The organism is Tistrella bauzanensis, assembly GCF_014636235.1.
GTDB lineage: Bacteria > Pseudomonadota > Alphaproteobacteria > Tistrellales > Tistrellaceae > Tistrella > Tistrella bauzanensis.
In genome coordinates, this window is sequence record NZ_BMDZ01000087.1 from 1 (window position 1) to 16,714 (window position 16,714).

The window sequence follows — 16,714 nt, forward strand, 5'->3', positions numbered from 1 at the left end:
CCCTCCCAAGCCAAAAAGGTCGACAACGAGAGATTCAGACTTTTTCCGCTCTGTCACGCACAGTTTCACCCGATTGCCCTGCGGTGTGGGGCTGGTCAGGGTGGGGCTGGCGGGATATTCTGCAAGGCTGTCCATCCGGAGATCCACCCGTGACCGCCCTGTCAGACTACAGCCGGCGCGTGGATCACCCGCCAGCTTCGTGTCATGAGGTGTGCCATGGGCGTCGCCAGTTCCCTCATCCACCCGATGCGCTATATGCGGACACGCCCGTTCGCGAAGCCGGTCATCCAGACCTACATAAGGAAGGCAGGGCGGACGCTGCTGCCCACGATGGCAGACGTGGAGCGCATCCAGAACGTTGTCATTCCGGCCTACAACAACGCCATCAGTGTCCTTCCCTTCGAGAAACGGCCGGAGCGGCCAACGGCGATGCTGGTTCAGGAATGCAGTCTCGCCCTGCATGTCGGCATGTACACGGCTTTCGGGCGCAACGCCTACCTCCTTTCGCCGCGTCTCGTCGATCTTCTGAACCGAACAGACCTTGGAGCGGTTCGAGCTAGAGACATCAAGCTGCCATTCAGAGCCTTCTATCTGTCGTTCGGTGACACCTTCGATGCTAGGCTGCCCGGCCCGCCGAACCGCATTGATGGTGCCTATGTAAGCCTGTCAGGCACCGACAGCCTGCAAATTGTGGTCACCACCTGCCGCCTCGACGCGCGGACGAATAGCGCCGCCCATTGGCCGTTTTCACGCGATCTCTACTATTATGCTCCGCTAGACATCGCCGACAGCAACCGCTCTTTCGAGCAGATACTGGGCGATGCCATTGGGACCGAGATCAAACTGGAAGCCGATATCACCGGGCCCGACCCGGACGTGGTCGCCGAAAAGCCGGACGGACACGAGATTCTGATTCAGGACGTCCGTCACCTGAGCCAAGCCGAGTGGGCGGAGTACGCGCGCGATGGGTTGCCCGCGTTCCGCAGGGCTCTCGCCCTGATCGTGAATGCCATGTGCTATATGACCGCCGAACCTCAGGATACAGCGCTCGATTACCCAGACGATGCCCCCTCCGAGTTGGTCAAGGCCGTCAGAACCGGCAAACCATCCCAGCGCAATCGCGCCAAAACCCAGATGCTTGATCGCGGATTCTCGTTCATCCGTGTGATAGGAAGCGCACTTCCTGTTCGCGACCTGCAGACAGGCACGACGGGAGACAGCGTTGGAACCCTGCGTCCCCATTGGCGTCGAGGGCACTGGCGCCGACAGCCTCACGGTCTGGGGCGCGCCGAAATACGGCTTGTCTGGATCCGTCCGACCCTGGTCCGGGCAGGCGTCGGAGAATCTGAGGCCGGACACATCTACCTCATCGAGTGACTCCGACGGCCTGCTGCTGGAGGTGTGCGGCCCCGTGCCAGGCTGATCGGGGCGGTGTGGGGCTGGTCAGGGCGTGGCTGCCGGGATATTCTGCAAGGTTGTCCATCCGGAGATCCACCCGTGACCGCCCTGTCAGACTATATGCCCGCACCGGGCGATACCGCGCTCGAATGGCAGGGCATGCTCGCCGATTTTCCCTGGCTTCAGGCCCTGGCCGATTGCCCGCATGATCCCATTCATCATGCCGAAGGCGATGTGCTGGTGCACACGCGCATGGTCATGGAGGCGCTGCTTGCCCTCGACGGCTATCAGGCCCTGCCGGCGGAAGACCGCGCCTGCGTGTTCGCGGCCGCCCTGCTGCATGATGTCGCCAAGCCCGCCACCACGCGGGTGAATGCCGATGGCCGGGTGTCCCAGCCCGGCCATTCCCGCAAGGGCGCGATCATGGCCCGCGCCATCCTGTGGCGGATGGGCTTGGATTTCGCGCTGCGCGAGCGGATCTGCGCGCTGATCGCCTGGCATCAGATCCCGCTGTTCCTGATCGAGAAGAACCCGGTCGAGGCCCGCCGCCGCGCCATCGCCATCAGCCTTACAGGCCGCAACGATCTTCTGGCGCTGCTGGCCGAGGCCGATGCCCGCGGCCGGATCTGCGCTGATCCCGGCCGGTTGCTCGGCAACATCGCGCTGTTCCGCACGCTCTGCGACGATGAGGGCGTTCTGGCCCGGCCGTTCGTCTTCCCGTCCGACCACACCCGCATCCGGTTCTTCGAACACGACACCGCCGGCATCGCCCCCGACCATCCGCAGCACGACGACACCCGCCTGACCGTGCATCTGCTGTCGGGCCTGCCGGGCGCCGGCAAGACCAGTTGGCTGGCCCGCCATCATCCCGGCCTGCCGGTGGTGGGGCTCGATGAGATCCGGCGCGATTTCGGCGTCGACCACGGCGAGGCCGAGGGCCGGGTGGTGCAGGAAGCGAAAGCCCGCGCCAAGGCCCATCTGCGCGCCGGCACCGATTTCGCCTGGAGCGGCACCAATATCGGCACCCGAAGCCGCAGCCAGTGGATTTCCCTGTTTCGATCCTATGGTGCCCGCGTGCGGATCGTCTATGTCGAGAGCGCGCCGGCAACCCTGCTCCGCCAGAACCGTGCCCGCGCCGGCCGCGTCCCCGATGCGGTCATCGACCGCATGATCAGCCGCTGGGAAGTGCCCGACGCCACCGAGGCGCACAGCATCCATCCTGTGTTGCGCTGACGGGCGGCAACCGGCCGCAGCCGGGCATCAGCCACCCGACAGCTTCAGCGCCGCGACATACACGCCGCTGGGGATCAGCACCAGCAGGATGAAGGGCAGGCGCCGGCGCCAGGGAAACAGCAGCGCCAATGTGGCGAAGCCGGCCAGCGCCGGCCGGGTCGCGGTGCCGATTTCACCGGCGGCGCAATAGATCGCCAGATTGATGAACACCGCCACCGGCAGCACCACCTCGATCCGGCGCCGGGTCGCGGGCGAGGTCGGCAGCGGCAGATAGGCCGGCAACACCCGCACCAGCACCGAGACCAGCCCCAGCAGCAGAATGCCGGTCAGCGGCACACCCAGCATCGCGACCGGATCGAACCCTGCTGCCATCGTCATCGCGCAACCACCCGTGCATCGGCCGCGGCATCACCGAACCCGAACCGATCGACCACCACCGCGCAGACCAGAATGCCCGGCAGCCAGAACCATTGTGGCCCCAGCACCAGATACAGCATCAGGGCCAGGCCGGCGGCGGCGGCGATCGCCAGCACCATGCGTGGCACCGGCCGGCCGCTGATATCGCGCGATGCCGCCTCCAGCCGCAGAACCGACAATGTGAACAGCAGCAGGCTGGCGGGAAAGAAGGCAAGCAGGCCCAGAACCGCGGCGGCCTCCGTGCCCGCGATCAGCGGCATGATCAGCGCGCCTGCCAGATTGGTGGTGGTCCAGGTCACGAACAGGGCGCCACGCACCGTCCAGCGCACCCTGCGGTCATCGCCCGGCGCCTCCACCGCATAGGATTCGTCGCTCACCATATGCGCGGCCACGCCCTTCAGCGGCCCGGTGCCCCGGAACGGCGCCGAAATGGTCAGGATCATCGGCACATAACGCAGATTGATCAGCAGGATCACGGCAAAACCCGCCAGCGCCGGCCCGCCTTCGGCCGCAAGCCTCAGCCAGACGAACTGGCCGCTGCCGGTGAAGCCGATCATGGCGATGCCCAGAACCTCCAGCACCGCCCAGCCCTGGGCGGCGGCCAGGATGCCGAATAGCAGCCCCACCGGGCTGACCGCGAGGCAGACCGGCCAGCTGCGGCGCAAGGCCGACCGGACCGGCCGGGCCGAAGACGATATCGTGGAAGCCATGGGGGCTGTACGCATCCGGATGGGGTGGCGCATGACGGCAATCGGTGCAGGATAGCAACCCATGACATTCTCGCAATACGTTAGTTGCGGTACGTGATATTGACGCGTCTGGAAGGGTTGCGCGCCATCCGCAACGCCCGACATATCAGGGGTCGGCGCAGTCCGGCCGCCCGCCCCGTATCCTGCCCTCCACTCCCGTTACCGGAGCCTCCCATGGCCAAGAAGACCCCTGCCGCAGACCTTGCCACCCCCACCGATCTTGCCGGCCGCAACACCCGCGGCGTTGCCGATGCGCTCAATGTCGTGCTGGCCGACAGCTTCGCGTTGTACATGAAAACCAAGAACTTCCACTGGCACGTCTCGGGCCCGCATTTCCGCGACTACCACATGCTGCTCGACGAGCAGGCGACCCAGATTCTGGGCACCACCGACCAGATCGCCGAACGCGTCCGCAAGATCGGCCAGACCACGCTGCGCTCGATCGGCCATGTCTCGAAGCTTCAGACCATCAAGGACAATGACGCCGAGATGGTCAGCGCCCGCGACATGCTGGCCGAACTGCGCGAGGACAACCTGGCCCTGGTGAAGCTGCTGCGCGACACCAAGGAGGTGGCCGAGGCCGCCAAGGATAACGCCACCTCCGGCGTGCTCGACGACTGGACCGACATGGCCGAGCAGCGCGCATGGTTCCTGTTCGAGGCCGCCCGCGAGGGTTGAGCCCGCGCAGGTGCGGGCCTCTGGCCAGAATCCTAGGATCGGGGCGCCCGTCTGTCCTATAGTCGGGCGCCCCGTTTTGTCTTCTGCCGGAAGCCTGCCCCATGGCCGCACCTGAAATCGACAAGCTCGTGACCCTGCTCGGCAAACTGCCGGGGCTGGGCCCGCGATCGGCGCGGCGGGCGGCGCTCGATCTGCTGAAGCGGCGTGAAACCCTGCTGCTGCCGCTCGCCGACGCCATGGCCCGGGCGGCGGCCGAGGTCCGGCGCTGTTCGATCTGCGGCAATCTCGATGCCCGCGACCCCTGCGGGGTCTGCACCGACGAGCGCCGCGATCCCTCGGTGCTGTGCGTGGTCGAACAGGTGGCGGATCTGTGGGCGATGGAGCGTGCCGGCGCGTTTCGCGGCCGCTATCACGTGCTGGGCGGTACCCTGTCGGCGCTCGACGGTGTCGGCCCCGACGAGCTTGGCATCCCGCGTCTGGCCGCGCGTATCGCCGATGGCGGCATAACCGAGGTGGTGATGGCCCTGCCCGCCACCGTCGATGGCCAGACCACCGCCCATTACATCGCCGACCGGCTGGCCGACGCCGCCCCCGATACCGGCATCACCCGTCTGGCCCATGGCATGCCGGTGGGCGGTGCGCTCGACTATATGGACGACGGCACCATCCAGGCGGCGCTGAAGGCGCGCCGGCCGGTCTGAGTCGCCCGACTTGCGCCACCCGGCACCATCATCCACCCATGCCAGCCATGTCTGAACGCGATCGAGGGGGCCACCGATGGCGCGTCTGCTGCTGATGACCGCCGGCACTGAAGGCGATGTCCGGCCGGTGCTGCATCTGGCGGCGCGCGCGGTGAGGCGTGGTCATGCCGTCACCATGGTGGCGCCCGCCACCGATACGACCGATGTCGTGGCCACCGGCGCCAGTCATGTCGCGCTGGATGTCGATTTCAGGGCGCTGGCCCGCAGCGGTCAGGCCCAGGCCGCCGGCCTGCCGGCGCTGCGCGACCGGTTGATGGCGGCGGGCAGCCTGTCGACAGTGGTCGACCGGCTGCTCAATGCCACCGCACGGGCGGTCGAGAGCCGGCCGGACATCATTCTGGCCCATCCCAAATTCACCGGCGCCGCCGATCTGGCGCAGGCGCTGGGCGGCGTGCCCTGGGCGCGGCTGGCGCTGCTGCCCTGCATCGCGCCCACAGCCGCCTTTCCCAATGCAGCGCTGATCTCGCGCAGTCTCGGCCGGATCGGCAACCGGCTCAGCTATCGCCTGACCGATCTGCTCACCCGGCCGCTCGACCGGCGCACCGATCGCTGGCGCGAGGCGGCGTTCGGTCTGCCGCCCCGGCGATCGGCGCCGCCGCCACCGGCATCCCTGGTCCTGAATGCCTTTTCCGCGGCCCTGCTGCCGCCGGTCCATGACTGGGGCCCAGATGTCGTCACCACTGGCATCTGGCAGGCGCCGCCCGATGAGCCCCGCGCCGGGGGCCTGCCCGCGCCGGCGGCGGCCTTCGCCAGCCGGGCCGCGGCGCGCCGCCGGCCGCTGGTCCATATCGGGTTCGGCAGCATGGCCGGGGTCGATGGCGCGGCAGTCGCGCGCAGCATCGCCCGCGCCCTCGACCGCGCCGATGTCGCGGCCCTGGTCACCACCGGCTGGGGCGGCATCGACGGCGCCACGCTGGACGCCACGGCCGGCGACCGGGTTCTGGTGCTGGATCGCACCCCTCATGCCCGGATCTTCCCGCATGTCGATCTGGTGGTTCATCATGGCGGCGTCGGCACATTGGCCGCCGGCCTTCTCGCCGGTCGCGCGGCGGTGATCTGCCCCTGGGGCGCCGATCAGCCGTTCTGGGCGGAACAGGCCCGCGCGCTGGGCTATGGTCTGCGCGGGCCGGGCTTGCGGGCATTGGCCGCCGATGGCGGCGGCGCCCGTGCCGGCGAGCGCCTGGGGCACGTGATCCGTCAGGCCCTGCGCCACCGCTCCCTCACCGACACCGCCGGCCGCATCGGCCGCCGCATGGCCGCCGAAGACGGCACCGGTGCCGCCCTTGATGCGCTGGAATGGCTGGTGGAGGCCGGCGCCGGGCGCTGATCCGGTAATACGGGCGTCTGCCGGGTCAACCGGCCGCGTTGCCATCCGCCTCGCCGGCGCCATCGCCCAGTTGCAGCGCCTCGATGCGTTCGCCGCGGCGGGTGGCGCGGTCGGCCGAGATCCGCAAGCCGCGCAGATCTTCTGTCGCCTGTTCGAAATGGCGCACCAGCTTCGACGTCCGGTCGTCCAGCCGGCCCAGATCCTCCAGCAGCGCCGTCACCTCGGCGCGGATCAACGATGCCTGTTCGCGCACCCGGGTGTCCTTCAGGATCGCCCGCACCGTGGTCAGCGTCGCCATCAGCGTAGTCGGCGACACGATCCACACCCGCGCCCGGAACCCCTTGTCGACCACGTCCTGGAAATTGCCGTGCAGTTCGGCATAGACCGCTTCCGACGGCAGGAACATCAATGCACCATCCGCCGTCTCGCCGGGGATCAGATAGCGCTCTGATATCGCCTTGATATGGGCCTGCACCGCCGTGCGGAAGGCGCGCGCCGCCTCGTTGCGCTCGGCATCGGTCTTCGCCTGACGCAGCAGGTGGAAGCTCTCCAGCGGGAATTTGGCGTCGACCACGATCGGCCCCGGCGGGTTGGGCAGGTTGATCAGGCAGTCGGCGCGCCGGCCGTTCGACAGGGTCGCCTGCATCCGATAGGCGCCGGGCGGCAGCATCTGCGACACCAGATCGGTCAGTTGCACCTCGCCGAAGGCGCCGCGCGCCTGCTTGTTCGACAGGATGTCCTGAAAACCCACCACCTTTTCGCCCAGGTCTGAAATCAGCCGCTGCGCCTGATCGATCACCGCCAGCCGGGCGCGCACCTCCGATGCCGACTGCGCCGCGCGCTGGCCCTCGATGTCGAAGCGATGATCCAGCCGCGCCGCCAGCCCCACCAGGCGCGCATCCACCGCTTCCGCGATCATCCGTTCCTGGATCTGCAGTCTGGCGTCCACCTGCGCCTGCTGGGCCGACAGCGCCGCCGAGACCTGATCCATCCGGCCCGCCTGCACGGCGCTGGACCGGGCCAGATCCGCCGCCAGCCGTTCCAGCACGTCGGATTGATCCAGAGCCGCATCCTCGGCGGCACGGGCGCGGCGCGCCGCCGCCAGCGCCGCCATGCCGGCGCCCAGCAGCACGATCAGCAACAGGCCCGCGATGATCAGCAGGGCGGGATCGATGGCGGCGAAATCAGGCATGGGCGGGGGCTCCGGGCAGGGGGACCATCGTCTTATACGGTGCGCGGGTGGCGGTGGGCGCCCATCAATGGCCAGGGCGATGCCAAATGCAACAGTCCCGTGACGCCCACAGGGCTGCCGGGCGCCGGGCCGTCTTGACCCGGCGCCCCCGCCGTAATACCTAACCCATGAACAGAATTGGAGTCGTCACGTCCATGGCCATCCTGCCCATCCTGACAGCACCCGATCCGCGCCTGACCAAGACGGCGACCCCGGTCGCGCGCGTCGACGACGACGTGCGCCGGCTGATGGACGACATGCTAGAGACGATGTATGCCGCCGAAGGCATCGGGCTTGCCGCCCCCCAGGTCGGTGTGCTGACCCGGGTCATCGTCATCGATGTCTGCTGGGGGCGCGAGGGCAAGGAGCCCACGCCGATCTTCATGGCCAATCCGGAAATCATCTGGGTGTCCGACGAGGACAAGACCTATGAGGAAGGCTGCCTGTCGGTGCCGACCCATTATGCCGACGTCGCCAGGCCTGCCGCCGTGCGGGTCCGCTTCCTCGACCGCGACGGCAACACCCAGGAGATCGAGGATGACGGTCTGCTGGCGGTCTGCATGCAGCACGAGATCGACCATCTCGACGGCATCCTGTTCCTCGATCACATCTCGTCGCTGAAGCGCAACATGATCCTGCGCAAGCTGGTGAAGGCCCGCCGCACCGCCGCCGACAAGCCGATTGCCGCGGCCGCATACTGACCCTGGCCCTACCGGTATGACTCGGTAGGCCTCTGTTGGGCATACCGGACATACTGGCCATACCGCTCCACCGCTGCCGTCGTACCGAAAGCACCCGCCCTCATGACCACCGACCGCCCCGCCTCCGATGCCCGACGGGCGCGTGTCGTGTTCATGGGCACGCCCGATTTCGCGGTGCCCTCGCTCGATGCGCTGGTCGCCGCCGGCCATGATGTGGTCTGCGTCTATACCCAGCCTGCCCGGCCCGCGGGTCGTGGCCAGAAGCTGCAACCCACCCCGGTTGCCGCCCGGGCTGACGCGCTGGGCATTCCGGTCCGCACCCCGGTGAAACTGCGCGATCCGGCCGATCAGGCTGCGTTTGCGGCCCTCGGCGCCGATGTCGCGGTGGTGGCTGCCTATGGTCTGATCCTGCCGCGGGCAGTGCTGGACGCGCCGGTGCGGGGCTGCGTCAACGTTCATGCCTCGCTGTTGCCGCGCTGGCGGGGTGCGGCCCCCATCCATCGGGCACTGCTGGCCGGCGACACGGAAACCGGCGTCACGATCATGGCGATGGACGCGGGGCTGGATACCGGCGCGATGCTGGCCAGTTGCCGGGTACCGATCGGCCCGCAGACCACCGCCCAGCAGCTTCACGACCAGTTGGCCGCCGATGGCGCGGCGTTGCTGGCCCAGACACTGCCGGCGGTGCTGGACGGCACCGCCGTGGCGGTGCCCCAGCCGGACGACGGCATCACCTATGCCCGCAAGTTGGAAAAGGCCGAGGGCCGGATCGACTGGACCGCCGATGCCGCCGCGATCGACCGGCTGGTGCGCGCCTTCACCCCCTGGCCCGGCGCCAGCTTCACCCTGGGTGACGAAACGATCCGGCTGGTGGAAGCCCGCCCTGCCGCACAGCCCGCCCCGGCCGGCACGCCGCCGGGCACGCTTCTGGATGACGGCCGCTCGGTCGCCTGCGGCGATGGCCGGGTGCTGACCCTGATCCGCGCCCAGCGCGCCGGCCGCCGTCCGATGACCATCGACGATCTGGCCCGGGGCTTCCCCGATCTGGCGCCCGGCCGGCGGCTGGGCTGATGCCGCGCTGGAAGCTCACCATCGAATATGACGGCAGCGGCTTCGTCGGCTGGCAGCGCCAGGACAATGGCCGCTCGGTTCAGCAGGTGGTGGAGGAAGCCATCGCCCGCTATGTCGGCGAGCCTTGCGTGATCAAGGCCGCCGGGCGCACCGATGCCGGGGTCCATGCCACCGCCCAGGTGGCGCATGTCGACCTGCCGCGCGCCGACAGCCCGTTCACCACCCGCTCGGCGATCAACCATTTCCTGAAGCCCGACGCGGTTGCGATCATCGAGGCCGAGCCGGTGCCCGATTGTTTCGATGCCCGCTTCACCGCCATCGGCCGTGGCTATGTCTATCGGATCGTCAATCGCCCGGCTCATCCGGCGCTGGATCGCGACCGGGTCTGGCACCTGCCCTGGCCGCTGGATGTGGAGGCCATGAACCGGGGCGCCGAGCGGCTGCTGGGCCATCATGACTTCACCAGCTTCCGATCCACAGATTGTCAGGCGAAATCGCCGATGCGCACTTTGGATGCGCTGTGGGTGGAACGGGCGGGCGAGATCGTCACCGTCACCACCCGCTCACGGTCGTTCCTGCACAATCAGGTGCGGATCATGGTCGGCACCCTCGCCATGGTCGGTCGGGAGCGCTGGACGCCGGATGATGTCTCGGCCGCCCTTGCCGCCCGCAGGCGCGCCGCCGCCGGCCCCACCGCCCCACCCCAGGGGCTGTGCCTGGACCTCGTAACCTATCCGCCGCCGGCCGAGTGGCAGGCCATGGCGGACGCCCGCGATGCGAGGCAGGTGGCCCTGGCGGCTATCGCCGGGCCTGCAACCGCACCCAGCCGATCAACGGCACCAGCAGCAGCAGACCAAAGACCGCCAGAATGACCCCCTCGCCCCAGCTCAAGCCCAGTTGCACGCCATCGGCTGCACCCGTGGGCCGCGCCGCGACCACGCCATAGGCCCAACTGCCATGGACCGCCGCCGCCATCAGCAGGATGGCGGGCGTGACCGTGGCAAGCACTGGCAGGCGCCGATATCCGCGCACCCGGCCCGTTGCCTGTCGCCGCCCGGCGGGGGCGTCAAGCCGCAGCCACGCGCCATACAGCCCGGCCAGAATTCCGCCGCTCAACGCAAGCCCGGCCAGGCACCACACCACCCGGCTGGCAAGGCCGCCGAAGGTGCCGAAATGCAGCGGATCGGCGGTCTCGACCCAGCGGTCATAGGCGCCAAGCGCCGTCGCGGGCCGGATCTCCAGAATGGCCCCGGTGGCCGGATCGACCGCCACGCGGTTGGCCCGGTCGCGCACCACCCAGGCATCGGCCGGGCCGGTCAGCACCAGCGGCCGCCCCGGCGCCGCCGGCAGGGCGATGTCCCGCACTGTCAGCGCCGGAAAAGCCGCCTGAACCCGCGCCACCACACGGTCGAGATCGGCCAGCGGTGCCGGATCGCCCGCTGTCTCGGCGGTCACCATCGGCAGCGGCGGTTCCCGGTCGAGCTGGACGCCGACGCCATCGAGCGCGGTTTCGGCGAAATACCACAAACCGGTGACCGACAGGATGATGCCGATCGCCAGCGCCCACACCCCCAGCATCCGGTGCAGATCCGACCAGAACAGTCGGGCGCTGCGCCCGATGCGCAGAGTGTAGAAGGCCCGCCACCAGCGCCGGATCGAGATCAGCCCGGCCACCAGCGCCAGCAGCAGCGCCGCCCCCAGTGCGCCCACCACCAGCGTGCCGTGAAACCCGGCCACCGAGGCGACCAGATAAAGCTGTTTGTGAAACACCCGCAGGAACTGGGCGAGCCCGAGCCCGGCGCGCGCCGGCCGGGGCTCGGCCGTCCAGGGATCGACCGGTACCAGCCGGATGTCGCCGCCCGGCACCCGGATGGCCACGCGCGCCAGCGATCGCGGGCCGGGCGCCGCCTGGATCAGCAGGATCCGGGCATCGGGATGGGCGGCGGCGACCCGGTCGTGGATCTGTTGCCAGCCGGCCGGCGGCACGCCTGCCGCCGCCGGCTGCGACCGCTGCGACGGATCGCCCAGCCAGGCCAGTTCGGCCCCGAAGGTTGCGACCGTCCCCGACAGGCAGATCACATAGAGCACATAGCCCAGGCTGAGGCCGATCCAGGCATGCAGCCGGAACAGGGTCTTGCGGCTGGCATCGAACATGGTGGCGGGGCCTGCCGTCAGAAGCGCAGCGACAGCGAGGCGATCGCGCTCAACGGCTCCCCGGGATGGGCGATCGAGCGGTCGCTGGCCCGGACGATGTAATCCTCGTCGAACAGATTATAGAGGTTCAGCCCCAGCCGGGCGGCCTTCCAGTCATACCAGATGCCGGCATCGACCACGACATAGGGGGCAAGCTTGATGCTCTGATCGAACTGGGCCGAACTGGTGCCGACATAGCGCGCGCCGGCACCGAAGCCCAGGCCACCCAGCGCGTCATCCTCGTCGACGGTATAGCTCAGCCACAACCGCGCCTTGTGCCGGGGCACGCCGCCCAGCGGCTGGCCGACCGCCGTGGGATCGCCGCCATTCTCCAGCGTTTCGGTTTCGGTGAAGCTGTAATTGGCAATCAGGTTGATCTCTGGCGTGATCGCGCCGGTCACGTCGACCTCAAAGCCGCGGCTGCGTTCGCGCACACCGGGGAAATAGCTGATGATGCCGGTGTCGTTGAAATACGTCTGGTCGAGAACCGCGACGTTCTCCTTCTCGATCTGGAACACCGATGCGGTCGCCATCAGCCGGTCGTCGAGCAGGGATGCTTTCACGCCCACTTCATATTGCAGCCCGTCCTCAGGCGACAGCGGCTGGTTGGAGCGGTCGACCACGCCGGCATCCTGCGGCTGGAACGATTGGCTGACGCTGACATAGCCAGAATACATTGGCGTGAATTGATACAGCAGCCCGGCGCGGCCTGTGAAGGCCCGCTCGTCAATCTCGGGCGAGGCCACGCCACCTTGCTCGTTCTCCTGATGCACGATGTCATAGCGCCCACCCAGCAGCAGCTTCAGCCGGCCATCCGCCAGCATCGAGATCTGATCCTGAAGATAGAAGCCCGCCCATTCGGTCTTGCCCCAGGTCAACCCCAGCGCCTGCCCGGCCGGCGGGTCGAAATTCACCTGCGGATCGTTGGAGATCGGCACATTGTCGGGCAGGTTCTGGCGGGTGCGCCAGAAATCGGACTCGATCCGGATCAGGTCGGTGCCGAGCAGCAGCTCATGGCCGACGCCGCCCGCCTCGAAGTTTGCGGTCGCATCCAGCACCAGCTGGAATTCATCCTCGCGCCGGTCCTCGTTCTGATAGCGCAGCCGCAATGCCTCGGCGCCCGGATCGCCGGTAACGCCGCGCGGGCGCAGCGACTCGTTCTTGGCCTCGGCGCGGTGGAACTGCACCTGATTGCGCAGGCTCCAGACGTCGTCGATGCGATGGGTCAACTGATAGCTGGCGGTGTAGTCGTCGATGGTCCGGCCATCCAGATCCGGATCGCCGAAATAGGTGTCCCGATCGACCAGCGGCTTGCCATTCGCGTCCAGCGGCATGCCGGTATCATAGGGCTGCTCTTCATGCACCGCCGACAGGTCGATCAGCAGCTCGGTGTCGTCCGACATCCGCCACAGCAAGCTGGGGGCCACCGCCAGCCGTTCCACCTCCATCTCGTCGCGGAACGATCCGGCATCGGTATAGGCCAGATTCAACCGATAGAGCAGGTCGCCATCCGCCGTCAACGGGCCGGTCAGATCGGCGGAGCTGCGCAGCAGCCGGTCGGTACCGACCTGCTGTTCCACACTGGCCGCCGCCACATCCTGCGGCCGCTTGGTGACGTAATTGACGATACCGCCCGGCTCCAGCGCCCCGTACAGGATCGAGGCCGGCCCCTTCAGCACCTCGACCCGCTCCACATTCACCAGATCCACGGCGCCTGACGAGGTCGAGCGCAGGCCGTTGCGCAGCAAGGTCGGCGACTCGAAACCGCGGATGATCGGCAGCACCTCGGTCTGGGCGTTCAGCGTGTTGCCGGCCTGCTGCACGCCGCTGACATTCTGGTAGATGTCCTTCAGGCTCAGCGCGCCCTGTTCACGGATCACCTCGGCCGGCACCACCTGCACCGATGCCGGGGTGTCCATGATCGCGGTGTCGGTTTTGGTGGCACTGGCGCTGCGGGTGGCGAGATACCCTTCGACCGGGCCGGTCGCGGTTTCCAGCCGCGCCCGGCTGCCGGTCACCGTCAACGGGTCCAGCGCCGTGGTGCCGCCGGCCGCCACCGGCCGGGTCAGCAGCACGGTCGCATCCTCGGTGATCGTCCAGGCGATGCCGGTGCCGGCCAGCATCCGGGCCAGGGCCTCGTCGATGGTGAACCGGCCGGCCAGCGGCTGGCTCCGCAGCCCGTCGGTCGCCGCAGCCTCGCCCGTCACCTGCAGGCCGGCCTGACGACCGAAGGCATTCAGCGCCTCGGCCAGTGGCTGGGCCGGGATGTCGAAGCGGATCGCCGCCGGTGCCGCCTCGGCCGACTGCGCCCACGCCTGCCCGGGCGCCGCCACCGTCAGGATCAGCGCCGGCAGTGCCATCACCAATGCCGTCGTCGCCATCAACTGCATCGCCCACTGCCGCCCTGTTCCCTGCATCCGCCGCCCACCGGCCACAGCCTGTGTCCCCGCTCCCGCCACGATCCGATCCCTTTCCGTCCGATGCTGTCGATCATTGCAAATGCGATGCATTCGCCGTTCTCGATCAACAACGAGAGGCTCGGCGTTTCTTTTCAGGCCATAGCGGCTTTTTCTGAATGCGATGGCAGGGGGGTAAAGTTCAGGGCATCGACAGGACGTGCAGGAACGGGGTCACCGCCCGCACCGTGCCGCCGGCGGGGCGCACGATCGCCCGCAGGGCGCGCGCCGGATCGCGCAGATCATAGGAACCGCTGATCCGCCGGCCGGCCAGCCGGTCATCGGCAATGACGATCCAGCCCGGCTGATAGCGGCGCAGATCCGCCACGACCTCGGCAACCGTCGCGTCGGTCACCTGAAGCCGGCCATCGCGCCACACCGCCACCGTCCCCGGAGCCTGCAGGCTCTGGCGGGCATCACCGGTCGCGCGGTCCACCGCCAGCCGGTCGCCCGCGCCCAGCCGATGTGGCGCGGCACTGTCGCCGGCATCAGCCGACCCCACCATCACCGCGCCGCTTTCAACCGCCACCGAGACGGTGTCGGGTTGCAGGCGGACATCGAAGCGGGTGCCGGTGACGGTGACCCGGCTGGCCCCGGCCGTCACCGTGAATGGCAGCCCGGCATCGGGCGCCACCGCGAAATACGCCTCGCCGCTGATCAGGGTCACCGCACGGCCGGTATCGGACAGGCGCACGCGGATGGCGGTCTCCGGCGCCAGATCGACCACGCTGCCATCGTCGAGCACCACATGGGCGACCTCACCGGTGCCGGTTGCATGATCCGCACGCAGGCGGCGCAGACCCTCCGGCCCGCCGATCGCCAGAACCAGCACCGCCGCCATGGCCGCTGCGGCCACGACGATCCGCCGGGCGCGGGGCAGGTCACGCCAGCCGCGCCGCCCATGCACCACCTGAGGCGCGGCCGGTTCTGCCGCCAGCCACTCGGCCGGCCCGGTCTGCGGCGGCACCTCGCCCATCGCCCGCCATGCGGCACAGGCCCGCAACCATGCACGGGCATGTGCCGGATCGGCCGCGTGCCAGCGGGCGAAGGCACGGCCAAGCGCCGGATCGGCTGGTGCGTCGTGCAGCCGCAGCAGCCAGTCCATCGCCGTCTCGCGCAGCGCCTGATCGTGATCGGGCGGTGTCACGGCATGGCCCCGGTCATCGGTCGCGCCGGCCATCATCGCCCCCCCGTCATGTCCGGGTCCATGCCGGCCGCGATCTTCAGCAGGGCATCGCGGACCAGCCGGTGCGCCGTCGGCACCGATACCCCCAACCGGCTGGCGATCTCGCCCAGGGTATGGCCGCCAAAACGGTGCATCTCCACCGCCAGCCGGGCCTGCGGGCTCAGGCCATCAAGTGCCGCGGCGATCCGCTCCACGCTCCGCCGGTGGCTCACATCCTGTTCAGGGGTGCGCGGCTCGGCCGGCACCAGCCACCAGGGCAGATCCGCCCCCTGCTGCCGGTGCTCCATGGCCCGCCGCCGGGTCAGATCCAGAGCGAGGTTGCGGACGATCCGGTACAGATAGCCCACCGGCTGGTCCAGCGCCGGGCCGCCGCCATCGCCGGGCATGAAGCGGATATAGGCATCCTGCACCACATCCTCGGCCCGCATCCGGTCGCCGACAATCGGTGTCGCGTAATCGATCAGATCGGCACGATGGGCGAGAAACACGGCCAGCTTGCCTTGATCATGCGCCACGATACCTCTCCGCCCCCGGAATGACGCGTCAAGCTATCGTGAATGCAATTGATTATCAATCTGATGTAACGATGTTGTCCTGGGCACTGGCGCTGGAACCTTTCGCGCCATGCACCCATGATCTTGTTATCGTGCAGCCAATTGCCGCGGCCACATACATCGACCGGCCAGACTGGTCCGACAGAACGGCGATGTCGCCGCGTTCACGTCAAAGCCAGGGAATACGATCGGCATGACAGCCTCAGACATTGAACTGGACGCATTGAAACAAGTGATGAACCGGCGTCTCGACGACCTGTACCAGGCCACCGACAGCACCGCCGCAAGTCGCAAGCCGGTCGAACTGGATCAAGCGTCGGTCGGCCGGCTGTCGCGCATCGATGCGATGCAGATGCAGGCCATGGCCATGGCCGCGGAACGCCTGCGCGGCCATGAGATCGAGCGGATCAAGGCTGCCCTCAAACGCATCGATGACGGCGATTTCGGCGCCTGTGTCACCTGTGGCGAAGACATCGCGCCCAAGCGGCTGTCGGTGGATCCGACGATTTCGACCTGCATTCGCTGCGCGTCCGGCGGATGAGCACCCGGAGCACCGACAGGCCCGCATCTCGAACCAGCCGCACCCGGGCCAGGCGCGCCCCACAACGTGCAGTTTCAAATCGCGCCGGCACCGTCTCCGCGACAGACAACCCTCATTGCAGATGATCGCTGGTGCGGAGCCTGTTGCAGAATGGGCTCCAACCCTGTCGATGTCCGCTTGCCCCCGCGCTGCGGGGCTGATTCCCTCGGGTGAGGTGA

General features: G+C 68.5%; 16 protein-coding genes. 9 read left to right on the forward strand and 7 right to left on the reverse strand.

Going from position 1 to position 16,714, the window contains the following annotated elements; genetic code table 11:
* Positions 1–216 precede the first annotated feature (216 nt).
* Both IEW15_RS22535 and IEW15_RS22540 read left to right on the forward strand, forming a co-directional pair.
* Entirely contained in the window at positions 217–1,377 is a 1,161-nt protein-coding gene (locus IEW15_RS22535) for a hypothetical protein (RefSeq protein WP_188582231.1), read from the forward strand.
* Positions 1,378–1,497: 120 nt separating this feature from the next.
* Positions 1,498–2,631 carry an AAA family ATPase gene (locus tag IEW15_RS22540; RefSeq protein ID WP_229708536.1) on the forward strand — a complete coding sequence of 378 codons (1,134 nt, stop codon included), beginning with the start codon at positions 1,498–1,500 and terminating at the stop codon, positions 2,629–2,631.
* 27 nt (positions 2,632–2,658) lie between these two features.
* On the opposite strand, the gene IEW15_RS22545 is transcribed toward IEW15_RS22540, so the two are convergent.
* Positions 2,659–3,009 carry a hypothetical protein gene (locus IEW15_RS22545; RefSeq protein ID WP_188582233.1) on the reverse strand — a complete coding sequence of 117 codons (351 nt, stop codon included), beginning with the start codon at positions 3,007–3,009 and terminating at the stop codon, positions 2,659–2,661.
* Positions 3,006–3,758: an AzlC family ABC transporter permease gene (locus tag IEW15_RS22550; protein ID WP_188582235.1), complete on the reverse strand. Its 753-nt coding sequence runs from the start codon at positions 3,756–3,758 to the stop codon at positions 3,006–3,008. The genes IEW15_RS22545 and IEW15_RS22550 overlap by 4 nt, the downstream gene beginning before the upstream one ends.
* Before the next feature lie 213 nt (positions 3,759–3,971).
* Here IEW15_RS22550 and IEW15_RS22555 point away from each other — a divergent pair, with 213 nt between their 5' ends.
* From IEW15_RS22555 to IEW15_RS22565, 3 genes are all read left to right on the forward strand, one after another.
* A complete protein-coding gene (locus tag IEW15_RS22555; RefSeq protein WP_188582237.1) occupies positions 3,972–4,475 on the forward strand; it encodes a Dps family protein in 504 nt (167 codons plus the stop codon).
* Positions 4,476–4,576: 101 nt separating this feature from the next.
* Positions 4,577–5,176, forward strand: a complete 600-nt coding sequence (recR, locus tag IEW15_RS22560; protein WP_188582239.1) for a recombination mediator RecR — start codon at positions 4,577–4,579, stop codon at positions 5,174–5,176.
* Between the two features lie 76 nt (positions 5,177–5,252).
* Complete coding sequence (locus IEW15_RS22565; RefSeq protein ID WP_188582241.1) at positions 5,253–6,563, forward strand: glycosyltransferase; 1,311 nt, start codon at positions 5,253–5,255, stop codon at positions 6,561–6,563.
* A 25-nt stretch (positions 6,564–6,588) separates the two neighbouring features.
* Here the strand turns inward: IEW15_RS22565 and IEW15_RS22570 are convergent, their stop codons facing one another.
* Positions 6,589–7,755 (reverse strand): DNA recombination protein RmuC, encoded by a 1,167-nt coding sequence (locus IEW15_RS22570; protein ID WP_188582243.1) that lies wholly within the window; start codon positions 7,753–7,755, stop codon positions 6,589–6,591.
* Between the two features lie 194 nt (positions 7,756–7,949).
* Between IEW15_RS22570 and def the strand changes: the two genes are divergently transcribed.
* The 3 genes from def (at position 7,950) to truA (ending at position 10,438) form a co-directional block, all read left to right on the forward strand.
* Complete coding sequence (gene def, locus IEW15_RS22575) at positions 7,950–8,495, forward strand: peptide deformylase (protein ID WP_188582245.1); 546 nt, start codon at positions 7,950–7,952, stop codon at positions 8,493–8,495.
* A gap of 102 nt (positions 8,496–8,597) precedes the next feature.
* Positions 8,598–9,566 carry a methionyl-tRNA formyltransferase gene (gene fmt / locus IEW15_RS22580; protein WP_188582247.1) on the forward strand — a complete coding sequence of 323 codons (969 nt, stop codon included), beginning with the start codon at positions 8,598–8,600 and terminating at the stop codon, positions 9,564–9,566.
* A complete protein-coding gene (gene truA, locus IEW15_RS22585) occupies positions 9,566–10,438 on the forward strand; it encodes a tRNA pseudouridine(38-40) synthase TruA (RefSeq protein WP_188582249.1) in 873 nt (290 codons plus the stop codon). The genes fmt and truA overlap by 1 nt, the downstream gene beginning before the upstream one ends.
* Here the strand turns inward: truA and IEW15_RS22590 are convergent.
* The 4 genes from IEW15_RS22590 to IEW15_RS22605 all read right to left on the reverse strand — a co-directional run bounded on the left by IEW15_RS22590 (position 10,365) and on the right by IEW15_RS22605 (position 15,916).
* On the reverse strand, positions 10,365–11,720 hold the full coding sequence (locus IEW15_RS22590) for a PepSY-associated TM helix domain-containing protein (protein ID WP_188582251.1): 1,356 nt from the start codon (positions 11,718–11,720) through the stop codon (positions 10,365–10,367). The two genes, truA and IEW15_RS22590, sit on opposite strands and share 74 nt — an antisense overlap.
* A gap of 17 nt (positions 11,721–11,737) precedes the next feature.
* On the reverse strand, positions 11,738–14,176 hold the full coding sequence (locus IEW15_RS22595) for a TonB-dependent siderophore receptor (RefSeq protein WP_188582253.1): 2,439 nt from the start codon (positions 14,174–14,176) through the stop codon (positions 11,738–11,740).
* 181 nt (positions 14,177–14,357) lie between these two features.
* Positions 14,358–15,398 carry a FecR family protein gene (locus IEW15_RS22600; RefSeq protein WP_188582255.1) on the reverse strand — a complete coding sequence of 347 codons (1,041 nt, stop codon included), beginning with the start codon at positions 15,396–15,398 and terminating at the stop codon, positions 14,358–14,360.
* Positions 15,395–15,916 (reverse strand): sigma-70 family RNA polymerase sigma factor, encoded by a 522-nt coding sequence (locus IEW15_RS22605; RefSeq protein WP_188582257.1) that lies wholly within the window; start codon positions 15,914–15,916, stop codon positions 15,395–15,397. The genes IEW15_RS22600 and IEW15_RS22605 overlap by 4 nt, the downstream gene beginning before the upstream one ends.
* Positions 15,917–16,148: 232 nt before the next feature.
* Here IEW15_RS22605 and IEW15_RS22610 point away from each other — a divergent pair, with 232 nt between their 5' ends.
* Positions 16,149–16,496, forward strand: a complete 348-nt coding sequence (locus IEW15_RS22610) for a TraR/DksA family transcriptional regulator (protein WP_188582259.1) — start codon at positions 16,149–16,151, stop codon at positions 16,494–16,496.
* Positions 16,497–16,714: the final 218 nt, after the last annotated feature.